Source organism: Paenibacillus thalictri (assembly GCF_004307995.1).
Classification (GTDB): domain Bacteria; phylum Bacillota; class Bacilli; order Paenibacillales; family NBRC-103111; genus Paenibacillus_AF; species Paenibacillus_AF thalictri.
Genome location: NZ_SIRE01000014.1, coordinates 173,633 through 187,629, shown reverse-complemented (window position 1 = coordinate 187,629; position 13,997 = coordinate 173,633). Strand labels below are relative to the sequence as shown.

Annotated in this window: 9 protein-coding genes; 2 read left to right on the top strand and 7 right to left on the bottom strand. The window is 52.0% G+C overall.

Features of this window, described 5'->3' with window-relative positions:
• Positions 1-145: 145 nt before the first annotated feature.
• Positions 146-2,380 (bottom strand): ATP-binding protein, encoded by a 2,235-nt coding sequence (locus EYB31_RS20375; RefSeq protein WP_131015249.1) that lies wholly within the window; start codon positions 2,378-2,380, stop codon positions 146-148.
• A gap of 114 nt (positions 2,381-2,494) precedes the next feature.
• On the bottom strand, positions 2,495-3,910 hold the full coding sequence (locus EYB31_RS20370) for a hypothetical protein (RefSeq protein WP_131015248.1): 1,416 nt from the start codon (positions 3,908-3,910) through the stop codon (positions 2,495-2,497).
• Between the two features lie 230 nt (positions 3,911-4,140).
• Here EYB31_RS20370 and EYB31_RS20365 point away from each other — a divergent pair, with 230 nt between their 5' ends.
• Both EYB31_RS20365 and EYB31_RS20360 read left to right on the top strand, forming a co-directional pair.
• A complete protein-coding gene (locus EYB31_RS20365; RefSeq protein ID WP_131015247.1) occupies positions 4,141-7,119 on the top strand; it encodes a hypothetical protein in 2,979 nt (992 codons plus the stop codon).
• A 49-nt stretch (positions 7,120-7,168) separates the two neighbouring features.
• Entirely contained in the window at positions 7,169-8,206 is a 1,038-nt protein-coding gene (locus EYB31_RS20360) for a YbjN domain-containing protein (RefSeq protein ID WP_131015246.1), read from the top strand.
• 339 nt (positions 8,207-8,545) lie between these two features.
• Here EYB31_RS20360 and gudD read toward each other — a convergent pair whose 3' ends face one another.
• The 5 genes from gudD to EYB31_RS20335 form a co-directional block, all read right to left on the bottom strand.
• Complete coding sequence (gene gudD, locus EYB31_RS20355) at positions 8,546-9,919, bottom strand: glucarate dehydratase (protein WP_131015245.1); 1,374 nt, start codon at positions 9,917-9,919, stop codon at positions 8,546-8,548.
• Between the two features lie 41 nt (positions 9,920-9,960).
• On the bottom strand, positions 9,961-11,418 hold the full coding sequence (gene gucD, locus EYB31_RS20350; protein ID WP_240762643.1) for an alpha-ketoglutaric semialdehyde dehydrogenase GucD: 1,458 nt from the start codon (positions 11,416-11,418) through the stop codon (positions 9,961-9,963).
• Between the two features lie 39 nt (positions 11,419-11,457).
• The gene (gene kdgD, locus EYB31_RS20345; RefSeq protein WP_131015243.1) at positions 11,458-12,378 is read right to left on the bottom strand and encodes a 5-dehydro-4-deoxyglucarate dehydratase; all 921 of its coding nucleotides are present in this window, start codon (positions 12,376-12,378) and stop codon (positions 11,458-11,460) included.
• A gap of 195 nt (positions 12,379-12,573) precedes the next feature.
• Entirely contained in the window at positions 12,574-13,272 is a 699-nt protein-coding gene (locus EYB31_RS20340) for a FadR/GntR family transcriptional regulator (RefSeq protein WP_131015242.1), read from the bottom strand.
• Between the two features lie 232 nt (positions 13,273-13,504).
• Positions 13,505-13,990 (bottom strand): nitroreductase family protein, encoded by a 486-nt coding sequence (locus EYB31_RS20335; RefSeq protein ID WP_131015241.1) that lies wholly within the window; start codon positions 13,988-13,990, stop codon positions 13,505-13,507.
• Positions 13,991-13,997: the final 7 nt, after the last annotated feature.

The following is a 13,997-nucleotide window of genomic DNA, read 5'->3' as shown; positions in this document are numbered from 1 at the left end:
CAATTTATCTATTCAAGAACTTTTACCTCGTTCATTTTCCGATAATACAAAGGAGAAAGCAAGCTGCACGGCCTATGCCGGATGAAGAAAAGACTGGAATAAGGCTCGAACAATAAGCCCTTTCCAGTCGTTGCTTGGCGGGAGCTTATACTCCCTTTATCTGCGGCACATATTGGGCGTACTCGCCTAACCGGTCTTTCGGAAACAGCTTGCCCGTTTTCTTATATTCCTGCATAACCGCTTCCATCAGATGTTTCATCTTGACGTCGCTTTGTTCGCCGGCCGCCAAATAAGCGGACGTCAGCACGATATTTTTAATCGGCCCGCCCGTCAACTCGAAATGTTCCGCCATAAATGCAAAATCGATATCTTCCGTAGGAAACTCGCGCGGGAAAGCGGTACGCCACAGCTGCTCCCGCTGTACGGCGTCGGGAAACGGAAATTTGATAATAAACTGGATGCGGCGGGTAAACGCCTCGTCCAAGTTTTGCGAGAAGTTGGTCGCCAGTATCGTTAAGCCGTCGTATTCCTCCATCTTCTGCAGCAGGTACGATGTTTCCATATTGGCATATTTGTCGTGCGCGTCCTTAACTTCGGACCGTTTGCCAAACAAGGCGTCCGCCTCATCAAAAAACAATATCGCGCCGCTGAGCTTGGCCTGGTCGAAAATATCGCTTAAGTTTTTTTCGGTTTCCCCGATATATTTGCTCACGACCCGGGAAAGGTCCACCCGGTACAATTCGGCCTGCATATCTCCGGCTATGACGGAAGCGGACATCGTTTTGCCCGTACCCGGAGGCCCGGTGAACAACATGCTGATCCCTCTCCCGTAAGGCAGCTTGCGCTCAAACCCCCAGTCGTTCATCACCGTTTGACGCAAGCGAAGCCGATCGCATGCTTGACGAAGCAAGCCAATCGTATCCGCCGGAAGCACGAGATCGTCCCATATGAAGGTCGGATTGATTTTCACCGCTTTTTCCCGGAGGCGGTGGTCGATTAATTGATAAGTCGCCTCATGCAGCAGCATGCCGCCCGCTGGCGTGGAATGAGGCTCTGCGTTGCCGCCAAGCTCCCGCCACTTCTGCAATCTGGCCGCATGGGCGATTGAAGCATCGATCTGGCCAGGGGTAAAATTGAATTTGCCCGCCAGCGTCGCCGTTTCTTCAGCGGTTAGCGGCAGCCGCTCCGCACTGAACGCCGCCCATAACGCGCCGCCTTCCGCCATATTGAGCGCAGGCAGCACAAGCGGCAGCCATGTAACGTTAACCGACATGGAGGGCGGCTTGCATTCTTCCCTGCTAAACATAAACACCAGCCCGTCCCACCGCGGCAGCAATTCAAACAACCACTGCAGCCTGCGATCGTGCTGATCCGCTTTTAATGTATGTACACGGTTGATCGCCGGAATCGCCCTGAGCAGCCTCGCTTCAAGCAAAAATTGCTGCAAGGTGTACCGAAAATTCAGTTCATCCTCCGGAGCTCTGTCAATATCCCATTCCAGCAGCGAACGCTGGAGCTGCCCGGCAGCCTTGAGCCCAAGAAACGTTTTCCCGCTGCCCGGCGCTCCCTGAAGCAGGATGACTGTCGTCTGTCCCTTGCGGTTGGCGTAACCGGCATAAGCAAACAATGATTGCTCAAGCTCCTGATGTACAACTGTCGGTCGCGGCGCAGCCATTCGGCTGTACAGGCGAACCGATGCTAAAGCCCCCGTATAGGTCCAGCTCTGACCTAACAAATAATGCACGGCACGTCCGATCAGCTTGATCGGCTGAAAAAGAAGCGACTGCTCCTGCACATGATCGTCTTGCCCTATACGGGTAAAAATCTGCTTGAACCAGCTTCGCTCATCCGTCAGCGCATCAAGCAATTCCGCGCGCTCTTCCTCATGAAAACAGCAAAGCCGGAACAGCAGATCAAGCGATACGTACTGCCGGGACATGTCGTCATGCAAATAGCCGTACAGCTTTAAATACTTGCGGTTCGCATGAGGGGCCAAAGCGACAATAACCGCTCGCAGCAGAACCGGCGTAAGCTCCATCTGATCATACAGATCAGCAATCGGAATGGCATCCTGCAGCTCTTTGGTTTTATAAATCCGGGCCAAAATCCGCTGCTCCAATTGCACGACGACCGATAGCTGTTCAGCCGTAAGCCGGCCGATGGAAGCCGGCTCCATCAATACAAGCTTTGCTTCCGCATGCGTCATGTACATATTGTGCAAGGAATCGCCGGGCGGGGAGCCCAGCGCTGCGGCGGCTTCGGCCATGCGTTCAATTTCGCATTCGACGATGACATCCAGCCACAACAACGCTTCTTCCATGAACTGCCGCACACTGGTATACGCATCCATAAGATCATACGTCGACTGGTCACTAGCCATGTGAGTTCTCTCCTGTTGTCGTAATCGTTTATATTTAGGCTCCTTAACTATGGCCTACAATGTCAGCTGTCACAATAAGTCAAAACTCCTGTTTTAACGGCTTGCGCCTTGTCATTACTTCGCACCTGCCAGCAGCTTTTGGGCGATCTGCAGTTTCGTTGCCGGTCCGGACGGCTGCACAGGTACGCCGAGCAGTTCCAGCAGCTTTACCGCCTCCGGCTGCCGTTTGGCTATCGCCTCAGTAAAGAGATAGTCGGCGACCTGATCCATCATCGCGCGGAAGCAGCTCGCTGCATCGGCAAACTGCGCCGCCTTCAGCGCGCGTTTCCGCTGCTCTTCGCTTACAGCTGAACCCGACTTGCCTTCCAGCTGCAAAAACCGGTCTACAATGCCCAGCATACCGGCCGCTCCCGCCTGCTGCAAAAACAGCTGCAGTGCAGATAACAAATCCGGCGATCGTTTGCCGTTCAGAACATGACCCAGCTCGCCGGCTTTGCTTAATAATTCCTGCAAGCGTGTCTGCCGGACGGGCTGAACCTGCTTGCCGTCATCCGCCGCCTCGGCGCTGCCGCCGGTTAATACGGCGGATGCTGCGGATAAAAACGCCGCAACTCCGCTTGAGCCTTCATGTTCGGCAGCCTGCGGATCGGATACGTCCTCTTCGGCAGACGCCGGCTTGCCTTGCTCGTCATCGCGTTTGTCGGGTTCGAAACGATCTATTGTTATCGTATTTGCTTTCGCAAAAGCGGCTTGCACGGCATCCCAATCAACCCACATCTGCATACGCAGCGATATGGTTGTTTCTTTCCTGAACGTTTCCAACTGCAATGTTCCCCGGTCTTTGACAAGCGAGTGCAGCGCCCACTTCTTCCGTGCCGGATGCAGCTTGGCAAACTGCTCCATCACCCCGGTTTTCCCTTGCTTATCCGCTTTGTATACGAGCCAACGGACAATATCCGTATAAGGGGGGAGCAAGCCGATTGCATACTGCTGAACCGACATCTTATCGCCGGCATCGGCGCCCTGATTTGTTTTCTCCCCTTCCCGATCGACCTCATTGGCTTTCAGCCGAACCTCCCCGACCAGGTCCATCGCCTGCTCCAATACATGCCAATCCGCGCCGCTGCTTAATAAATTGACGATTCCGCCGCTTTTGCGGTCGATCGTTTGCAGCGCAGCATACTTCTGTTCCAGGGATAACGCATAAAAACGGCGCAGCAAATCTACCTTTCCATGCTCCTGCGCCGTTTGCTCGAGCCACGCGGCCAATCGGTTGTACGGCGGTTTGAGCCGCTCACTGCTGTCGGCGCGCTGCTCGTTCATCTTTAATGAGGCCATTCGTCCCAACGCCTGATTGCCCAGCGCACGCTGCAGCGGCATCTCCGGCTGCGCTTCCTCTCTGCTGCCTGTGGATGCAGCACTTTTCCCGCCCAATAAAGAGCTGCGGCCAGGCGGAGGTTTTAACCGGGCCTTGGGCTCCGGCGCCAATGCGGCAGCATCCAACGTTTTCCGTTTTGGTTTGGACGGCATAATTCATGCCCCTCCCTTCTCTTCTTTTCACCGGTCAGAAGCTAAAGCAACTTTCTGCTTCATCATGACAAAACATGTTGTTCCGCAACACCTGCACTGTTACTTCTACTTTAACACAACCTCCATAATGAAGAAAAATGATATTCGGTCTATAATACCACCGATCTTTCAGCCGATATTGTGTATAATCAGGTATATGCTCATTTCGAAAAGTTAGGAGGCCAGGCATCTTGTCGCTTTTCTCAAGATTATTCAAGCCTAACGCCCAGCAATCGAATACAACAAATGCATCCAATCCGACGACAACTCCCGCTACGGGACAAACAACGGGACCGGCCACAGGTCCGACCGCCGCAACCAACGTCTCCCCAATGCAGAAACACCGGGACATGCTGAATACGGACCGCGATACAAATGCGCCGCGCTTAGCCCAGCAGCAGATGGTGATGCTCAAACAATCGCTAGTTAGCAATACGCTCGGCACGATGACCAAGGGCAGCAAAATGAAGCAGCTTCGCGAGCTGCTCCAGAAAGACGCTGCAGACCAAATTGAAAATCAGATTGAAACGGATAACGGCAATCCTCAGTTTTCGGAGCAGCAGCGCAAGGACGCCAAGCAGCAAGCCCGCAATATTGCGGAAAGCAATCAGGTAGTGCCTAAAGCGCTCGCCAAATATACGCCAGAAGTCGTCAATAAGGTTAACCCGGACAGCGTCTTGAGCAAACTGGAAACCGCGGCAAAACAAGCCTACGACAGTATAAAAGTTAGCGACAAAAGCGACGACTTGAAGCTGGCCGCGGAGGCGAAGAAAAAAGCGGAAGCCAAACTTCAGCAGGAATCCGCCGCGCAGCTTAAGAAATTCGATCTGGAAGCCGAAAATTTCGTCATCGACGAACAAGAAAATAATTTGCCTAATATTACGAAGCATATCGACATTGCCGCGTTTGGCTCTGCCGAGCTCACGCAGCGGAATAAATTGGAGGACAAGCTTGTTAATAAAGGTACGCTTGATTTGCTTTACAAAAGCGATCTGTATAATCCGATTTACGGCGCTGTCCTGAGCAAATTCGGAGTTGGCCGACGGGGTATCTTCCGTTCGAAGGAAACTAACAATTTTCGCCAAAAAATGAAGGACGCCGCCCGGGATAAAGCAAACGGCGGCATCGATCAGGAGTTAACCACGCAGACGCAAGGACAGCAGATCAGCGACAATGAAAAGGGCTACTGGAATATGATCGCCCGCGTCCATGCTTACGATTTATCTAAACAATCCGTCGACTCCGTTATGAAACAGAAATCGGAGGGCATGACGGAACAATTGCTCAAAGATGAGAAAGCGTACGATAAGCTGAAATCCGCCGCGCAAACCGCAGCTTACCAAATCGCAAGAAGCGACGAATCAGACGAAAAACGTTACCAGGCGGAAGGCTATCGTGCGGCCAAAGCCGAAGCTGCCAAATTGTTAGCCGACTTGGAGAAGAAAGCGGTGAACAAAGTCCGCCTGATCACAAAAGGCGACAAAGAAACCGGGGCCGCCGCCGATGCGAATGCCCAGCTGGAAATCTCCCAAGGTGTGGAAAAGCAGGTCGAAGACGACCATGTCGCCGAAAAATCGGTTAAAGAGTCGATAGAAGCCGATAATCTCGTCAACGGCTTTTCCAAAATCGCCAAAATTATCGATATGGCCGTGCCGAGCCCGGGCAACAGCGCCAGCTTGTCTTTTGAGCTGAAAATTCCGGCGGGCAACGGCGTTTATTGTTTGTTTGCGATTGGCGGCGGAGCTGAAAAGGAACACGACGGTGTATCCGTTGAAGCGAATATTTCGTTTGGCGCCGGATTTGGCGCTTTCGGATTGGACGCCAATTTCCGGGCCGGATTGTATTTTAACGCTCAGGGGCAAAATGCCGTCGGCAGCGTCAATTTGATCTCTTACGGATTTTACCGCCGCATGCATAAAATTTCTACACGGGCGGCAAGCCACTTATGGAGTGTCGGCAATATTACGAAAACAAGCAAGCTCGACGAAGCGGAAACATGGGCCAAAATGGTGGAAGACATGTACCTGGTCGGCGATAACTATGTGGACATCGGCCTGCTCGCCCAGCTCTCCGGCGAATTGGACGGCGGCGTGGCGTCTGTATCCGGCGAAGCTTCGCATAAGCGTCTAAGCCATTATGACGCAGCAGCCATTCAGAGGAAAATCCAGCAGGGCCGCACCGGAAATACGAATGCTCAAAATCAGAGCCAGCAGACGAACACCGGTCAAGGGCAGCCGTCTTCGACGACTTCCTCCCCGTCTGCCCAGACGACTCCTGCGACCCAGGCGCCGACCAATGCGGAACGGGCGAAGTGGATTCGCGGCGGCGATCTGAAGAAGGTCACCTCGGTTCAGGGCCAGTTTGAATGCGGAATTAACGGCACAAAAGTCGGATTTGGCCTCGAGGTCAATGCGACAAGCGTGCAAAATAAATGGCGAGAAGTCGAAATTACGGCTTCCGCCTCCGTGCCGTTTGAGTTTGGCGAAGATGCTTCCGATTTCGCCAAATACGGAGTGAAATACGTAATGCCTGCGATCGGGGGGATACGCGACTTCATCAGCGGCGGGAAAACGGCGCTGGGCTCCAATCAAGTGGCGGCCGATCACCCCGCGCGTTCCAATTCGGCCCAAAGCACGTCCGGCGGATCCGGCGGCGGGTCGCAGCCCACAGGTGGATCGCAGCCTACCGCCCAGCCGCTCAGCGATATTTCCAAGCGGATGAAGCAGCAAAAAGAAATGAAAACGTCCAATCGCGGTGCGTCCGTTCTCGGAACGATCGGCGACCTGGGCGTAGAGCAGTTCTTTTTAAATCCCGAACTAAACGAGATCGGCAACAGCTTCACAAGTCTGATTAAAGACAAGACCGAAATCAATAAGCAATTTTATGATGCGCTTCCCGATAGCTTGAAGAAAGACCCGCTTGAGGAAATGACCAACAAGATTGGACTCAGCAATTCGCTGGATCTCAGCCTCTCGCTTACTCACAAATGGAATGCCTCAGGGGCGGCGGAAGGCTGGACGATCGGATTTGAAATTGCCGAAACAAAAGGTTTGGAAATCGACGCCGGCATCGTCAAATTTGAAGCCGAACGTTCTAAACGATTGATGAAAATAGAATACAACTTCGGATCCAAGGAATGGGAAGCGGACATTTTAGGCATAAAGAAATAATGTCGGCTGCCATTTAGCGGGCACGTGTATTGAAAGGAGTTATCTATTTATGACAACGATAAATACGGACGGAGCTTCCGCCATCCAAGCCCGTATTCCGGTTCGCTTGCTTGATCTGTACGGAGCCCCCGTTGAAGCGGTCGTAACGTCCGTTAAGGTTGAACGTTTGCCTGCCTCGGGAGGCCCTTCATGCATCATCCGATTGGAAGTCGATGCAGTTGCTGCCAACTCGATTGTACGCAAGGGATTGTTTCATTTGTTTCATCAGACGCTGCAATTTGAGTTTGAAGAAGGCACTCCCGTGACGATCGAAGCCGCCTTGCGCCCTAATTTGGCGAAGCGGCTCTTTGAACAACGGATCGATGCTGCCGGCGTCATCGAAGCTTTGGCCGCTCAAAGTGCCAGCCCTGCCGAGGGCCGCGAGTCTCAGGCCGAAAACCCGCTTCAGCTCGCTCATACCGAATGCTGGCTGGCCCTGCAGCTGCTGCAGCAAACGATATCGGAGGAACAATCCCCATTGGGCGGGACATTAACCGAAGGTTTTACTACAGACTGGGCTCCATTGCTGGAGCAGCTTGTTATGCCGGATACCGGGAATTATACAGGGGAACGCACTGAACCGTTAACACAGCCCGATGCCAATTCAGCTGAAAACGATAGGCAACTGCCACAGCGCATGAATACATTTGTCGAAGGGCAGCTCGCGGCTCACCGCTTGAAATATGAAATGCTGGATGAGCAGTTGATCCGGATTCGATTTTCCAGCGAACGCGGAAGTTGGGTATCGCTGCTGCGGATGGAGCAGGAGCAGGGGGCTTGCTTTATGTACTCGATTTTCCCGGAGGAGGTTCCCGAACCGCAGCGCCCTTCAGTGGCTCTGCAGCTGATGAGAGAAAATTACGATTTAATTTTCGGCAATTTTGAAATGGATGAGGACGACGGCGAGCTGCGTTACCGGTCCCCGCTCATTTTTGGAAATGAGTGGAACCCGCAGATCTTCGCCCAGCAGTTAGGCCAGCATCTTGATGCGGTTGAACAATTTATGCCGATCATTTATCAAATGATTCATGACGACAGACGTGTATAAAGCAGTTGCGTGAGGAAAGTTGTCCAGCATAATCGGAGGCCACTGAAAAAGTGAACGCTGCATGAACGAATCATTCTTACGATCGCCAATTGTCCCCGAATTTCTTGAATTGTACCTGCTTTTGGCGGTGAAATTCGGGGACAAAAGCGAACGCTGGCGCTTCTCTAGAATGATTTCGCTCACTACGCTACTTTTTCAGTGGCCTCCAAAATCGCCGGACGGTCCTAGCTGGCACAAGTGAAGAGGGGATGAGCAGGGAGGTTCGATAACCCCCTTGTTCATTCCCTTAGTCAGCTTTCCGCTAGTCTGCATATCGCCAGCGGCTTTCCAGCTGTCTCCTTACCGCACCATGCAAGGGCGCTTGTTATCAAACTTCCAGCCCGCGATCAAATACTGCATCGCTATGGAGTCATCGCGTGCGCCAAGACCCATGTTTTTGTACAGCTGGTGCGCTTTCTCGACCTGCTCCATGTCCAATTCAACGCCTAAACCCGGCTTGGCCGGTACACTGACCATGCCGTTTACGATTTTCAGCGGTTTTTTCGTCAAACGTTGGCCATCCTGCCAAATCCAATGGGTGTCGATGGCCGTAATTTTGCCCGGCGCCGCCGCTGCAACATGCGTAAACATCGCCAGCGATATGTCAAAATGATTGTTTGAATGCGAACCCCATGTGAGGCCCCATTCATGACACATTTGCGCAACCCGCACCGAACCTTGCATTGTCCAAAAATGCGGATCGGCCAAAGGAATATCGACGGACTGCAGTTGGATCGTATGACCCATCTGGCGCCAATCCGTGGAGATCATATTGGTTGCGGTCGGCAATCCGGTGGCCCGCCGGAATTCCGCCATGATTTCCCGGCCCGAGTATCCGTCTTCAGCCCCGCACGGATCTTCGGCATACGCCAAAACATGATGCTGGTCGCGGCAAAGCCGAATGGCATCCTTCAGCAGCCAACCGCCGTTCGGATCCAGCGTTATACGCGCATTCGGAAACCGTTCGGCTAACGCGGTAACCGCTTCGATCTCCTCTTCGCCGCGCAGCACGCCGCCCTTCAGCTTGAAGTCGTTGAAGCCGTAACGGGCATGCGCCGCTTCGGCAAGCCTGACGACCGCTTCCGTCGTCAACGCTTCTTCGTGACGCAGGCGCAGCCAGTCATCCTCGGCATCCGGATGACACGAATAAGGGAGATCCGTCTTGTTGCGGTCGCCGACATAAAACAAATAACCGAGCATTTCCACAGCGTCCCGCTGCTGGCCTTCGCCCAGCAAGTCTGCAACAGGCACCCCGAGATGCTGGCCCAATAGATCAAGCAGCGCCGCCTCCAAAGCGGTAACAGCATGGATCGCAACGCGCAGATCGAAGGTTTGCAAGCCGCGGCCTCCGGCGTCTCTATCGGCAAAACGATTCCGGGCGGCATTGAGGATACTGTTGTATTTACCGATTGTTTGGCCGACAACCAGTGCTTTTGCATCTTCCAGCGTTTGACGAATCTTCTCGCCGCCCGGAACCTCTCCGACACCGGTATTTCCGGCATTGTCTTTCAGAATGACGATGTTCCGTGTGAAGTAAGGGCCATGCGCGCCGCTTAAGTTAAGCAGCATACTATCGTGGCCCGCGACCGGTATAACCTGCATTTCCGTAATCAGCGGCGCCCCTGAAACAGGGTTGTTGTTAGTCTCCGGGCTGTTGGCAGAATAATTTTTCATTTGCTTCACTCCTTATCGACAGCTGTTTACCAAGCAATGAATTATGGCTTAACAAAGACAGTTTTAATGGATGTAAAAAATTCAATGGCAGCGCGCCCTTGCTCCCGGGAATGAGAACTTGACTGCTTCATGCCGCCAAACGGAGCCTGGAGTTCCACCCCTGCGCTTTCGGCATTGATACGCACAAGTCCGGCATCCATTTCATTGATAAAAGAAAGCATATGGCCAATATTCGTTGTAAATATCGATGCGCTTAGCCCAAACTCGGCATCATTGGCTAATGTCAGCGCCTCTTCTATGCTGTCTACCTTCATCAAAGCCAGGACCGGCCCAAAAATCTCCTCCCGCGCAATAGCCATATCTTTGGTTACATGCTCAAACACGGTTGGCTCTATGAAAAAACCGTTTTCGTATCCCGGAGCTTGCAGCCGTTCCCCTCCAAATATCAGGGAGGCGCCTTCTTCCTTGCCTTTTTCGATATAAGTTACAACCGTCTGCAGCTGATTTTCATTGGCGCAAGGCCCCATCCAGATGCCTTCTTTCATCCCGTCGCCTACCGTAATGCCTTTCAGCTTCTGCAAAAGCTTATCTTTGAACGCTTCATAAATATCGCTTTGCACAATCACTCGGCTTGTCGCCGTGCATTTCTGGCCCGTAGAACGCAGTCCCCCGCTGACGGTGGCCTCGACAGCAAGATCCAGGTCGGCGTCGCTTGCCACGATGACCGGGTTTTTGCCTCCCATCTCCAGCTGGTATTTCGCCCCGCGCGCAAGAGCCGCTTGACCGATTCGTTTGCCAACCCCGTTCGAACCGGTAAATGTGATGCCGCTTACGTCCGGATGATCGGCCAATCCTTGGCCAATTACCGAACCGGCTCCCGTTACCATGTTGATGACCCCGGCGGGAAAACCGGCCTCTTCCAAACATTCGATGATTTTGGCACAGGTGACAGCGGTTTCAGTAGCCGGCTTAATAACCACGGCATTGCCATAAATGAGCGCCGGAGCCATTTTCCAAATCGGAATGGCAACCGGAAAGTTCCAAGGCGTAATGACCCCAACGACGCCTAGAGGCACACGGGTCGTAAACATCAGCGCGCCGCTGTCCGTGGATGGAATGACGTCTCCGACCGCACGCAGCCCTTCCCCTGCATAATAACGCAAAATGGCTGCTCCCCTTGCGGTTTCTCCTTTTGCTTCCGGCAGTGTTTTGCCCATTTCTCTGGTCATGGTCTCGGCAACTTCGTCCAGCCTGCGTTCCAAAACCGCTGCCGCCTTATATAAATAATCGCCGCGCACGCTGCCGGCCAGCTTTCTCCACTGCTTCTGCGCCTGCTTGGCGCCGGCTACCGCCGCATTCAGATCATCCAGGGACGATTTTTGAATGTAACCGACGATCTCGTGTTTGTTTGCGGGACTGATGCTTGCCTCCACTTCGCCTGTTGAAGAAACGCTCCATTGTCCGTTGATATAATTCAAATAAGTCCGATTTTCGCTCACCGTATGTTCCACTCCCTTACTATATGCTGGTGCTTATGCTTACTTGGCTTCTTTCGGGAATCTTTCGAAGGCGGTCTTCAAGATGGCCTCCAGCTGAGCATAATGTTCTTTCTCCACTGGAGCAATCGGCGGCCGCACCTGTGTTCCCACCGGCAATCCGACAATCTGCATACCTGCTTTAATCAAAGAAACCGCGTACCCTTTCCGCTGCCTGCGGATTCGGTTGATGGGCAATATAACGTGCAAGTAAAGCTCATTTAACAGCTCATCTTTGCCGTTAAGCAATGCATCGTAGAACATCGCCGAGATGTGGGGGATGTAGTTGGAAATCGCTGAAGAATAAGCGTTAAAGCCCAATCTTACATAAGCAGGCATCGTGACTTCCGCCATCGGCATGCCGTTGAAATATTGAAGGCGGTTTCCGATCGTTTGCGTCAATTCAATATTCAAATCCATGTTGCCAAGACCGTCCTTCAATCCTGCAAGCTGAGGGTATTGCAGCAAACGCTCCAAAGTCGGCAGGGTGAGCACGCAATTATCGCGCTGATAGACGATGGCGCTTAAATCCGTACTTCCTATGATAGCACTTAAATATTGGTACAGCCCTTCCTGCTCCGGTTCAATCAAATAAGGAGGAAGAATCAAATAACCGTCGACGCCGAGCTTCCCGGACAGCTCCGCCAATTGCAAAGCGTGGCTTAAATTGCCCCCCACACCTGAATAAACAGGTACTTGGCTTTTGGCGACGGACAACGCAACCTCAAGCATGCTTTGGTATTCGGCGGGGGAAAGCGCGTGAAATTCACCCGAACCGCAGGCTATAAAAATCGATTTTAATCCTTCGTCAAGCAAAAACTGAATGTTTGCTTCAAGCGCTTTCAGGTCTAGTCTCCCTTGAGAATCCATAGGGGCAACAGGAAAGCCTAAAATTCCGGCAGGCAACGTTTTTTTCTTTTCCATCGTTGTTGTACCGCCTTTCATAGGTATAATATGGGTATGAACTTAAGTTATATTGTAAGACAAATTAAATTGTAGGTCAATATGAAAAACCGTCCGGTAAATTGCACCTCCAATTATTAGCTGTGTCTAACAATCGAAGTACAGTTCATAAATCTCCGGACGGTCCTTCATGTGATTCGAGCTGCCTTTAGCAAGTTAACCCTTGAGCAGCTTATCTCGAACGTAACTTAAATGGCGGTACATATGAGTGTACGACTCGAGGGGATCGCGATTGGCAAGGGCGTTGTAGATTTCAGTGTGGAAACGAACCGTGACCTCCCGCTCCCTGAACTTCGTCTCCTTGTTCATCCGCTCATGTATCAGCATCAATAAGGAATCGCTCATGCCTTCAACGATCGGATTGTTGGCGCTCTCACAAATAATTCGATGAAACTCGATATCGATATCGCCATAATGATTATTTTCGCTGCCGGCAATTTGATCTATCGTTTGCTTTAATCGGGCCAATTGGGCATCCGTTATTTTTTCCGCCGCAATCGTCACCAGTCCAAGCTCAAGCGCCATGCGCGCTTCAATCAGGGTCGGCAGATCGTCAACGGACAAAGCCAACATGACGGAGAAAGGATTGCTTCCGATCTTTTTGTTAAAATATGTGCCACCGCGTGTTTTGCGGGTAATGACTTCAAGTGTCTCTAGTGAGCTTAGCGCCTCCCGCAGCACCGGCCTGCTCACATTGAGCATTTCAACTAATTCCATTTCCGGAGGCAACTTATCTCCAGGTTTCAACTGCCCGCTAACGAGCAATTGGACGATCTGTTCCACTACCTGCTTGGACAATGTGTTGCGTTTGACCGCTCCTATTTCAATCGTTCCGCCGCCCTCCAAAACCTCCATACCCTTACCTTCTTCCTTCATCGATAGTTTTGTTTTTTATTGTAAGACAAATTTCACTACAATGACAATATGCTTAGCGTCATGCAAGGCCACTGAAAAAGTGAACGCTAAAAAGAAGCCAATCTGTTATGCGAGCAGATCGGCTTCTTTTATTTGTCCGTCTCAAGAATCACTCGGACTCCGTAATGACGCATTATCAATTCGTTCATTTTACCGATATGGAGCGCGCGCCTCAAGATAAATACGAAATTTTCGCAGCCATTGGCGTTCTTGGTTTGACCGCGGGATCATTTGCTGGGTAACCAACCCCCATGACGCCGATTACATCGTAATCTTCGGGAACATTCATCATTTCCCGGTTATGAGGTTTCGCTCCCATCGATTCCCAATATACGCCAACTCCCGCTTCATGAGCGGACAATAAGAAATTTTGCACGAAACATGAAGAAGCCATGACGTTCTCATCGCGCTGGAACGGGGTGAGCCCCTGCTTGGAAATGACGGCAAAAACGACCGGCGCGCCGCCAAAATCCGTTTTATGGTTCAGTTTCGCTCTTGTCTGCGGCCCAATAAATACAATCTCCCACGGTTCGGTCATTTTATGATTCGGGGCATAACTTGCGGCTTCCAGCCAAGAGAGCAGTTGATGCTCGTCAATGGGATCCGGCTTAAACGCTTTGATCGTCCTGCGGTTTTTTATAACATCAATTATGCTCATATTCATC

Excerpts from the sequence above, each read along its gene's own strand:
- EYB31_RS20360 (WP_131015246.1), top strand. The coding sequence starts at position 7,169 with ATGACAACGATAAATACGGACGGAGCTTCCGCCATCCAAGCCCGTATT.
- kdgD (WP_131015243.1), bottom strand. The coding sequence starts at position 12,378 with ATGGAAAAGAAAAAAACGTTGCCTGCCGGAATTTTAGGCTTTCCTGTT.
- gudD (WP_131015245.1), bottom strand. The coding sequence starts at position 9,919 with ATGAAAAATTATTCTGCCAACAGCCCGGAGACTAACAACAACCCTGTT.
- EYB31_RS20340 (WP_131015242.1), bottom strand. The coding sequence starts at position 13,272 with ATGGAGGTTTTGGAGGGCGGCGGAACGATTGAAATAGGAGCGGTCAAA.
- EYB31_RS20335 (WP_131015241.1), bottom strand. The coding sequence starts at position 13,990 with ATGAGCATAATTGATGTTATAAAAAACCGCAGGACGATCAAAGCGTTT.
- EYB31_RS20375 (WP_131015249.1), bottom strand. The coding sequence starts at position 2,380 with ATGGCTAGTGACCAGTCGACGTATGATCTTATGGATGCGTATACCAGT.
- EYB31_RS20370 (WP_131015248.1), bottom strand. The coding sequence starts at position 3,910 with ATGCCGTCCAAACCAAAACGGAAAACGTTGGATGCTGCCGCATTGGCG.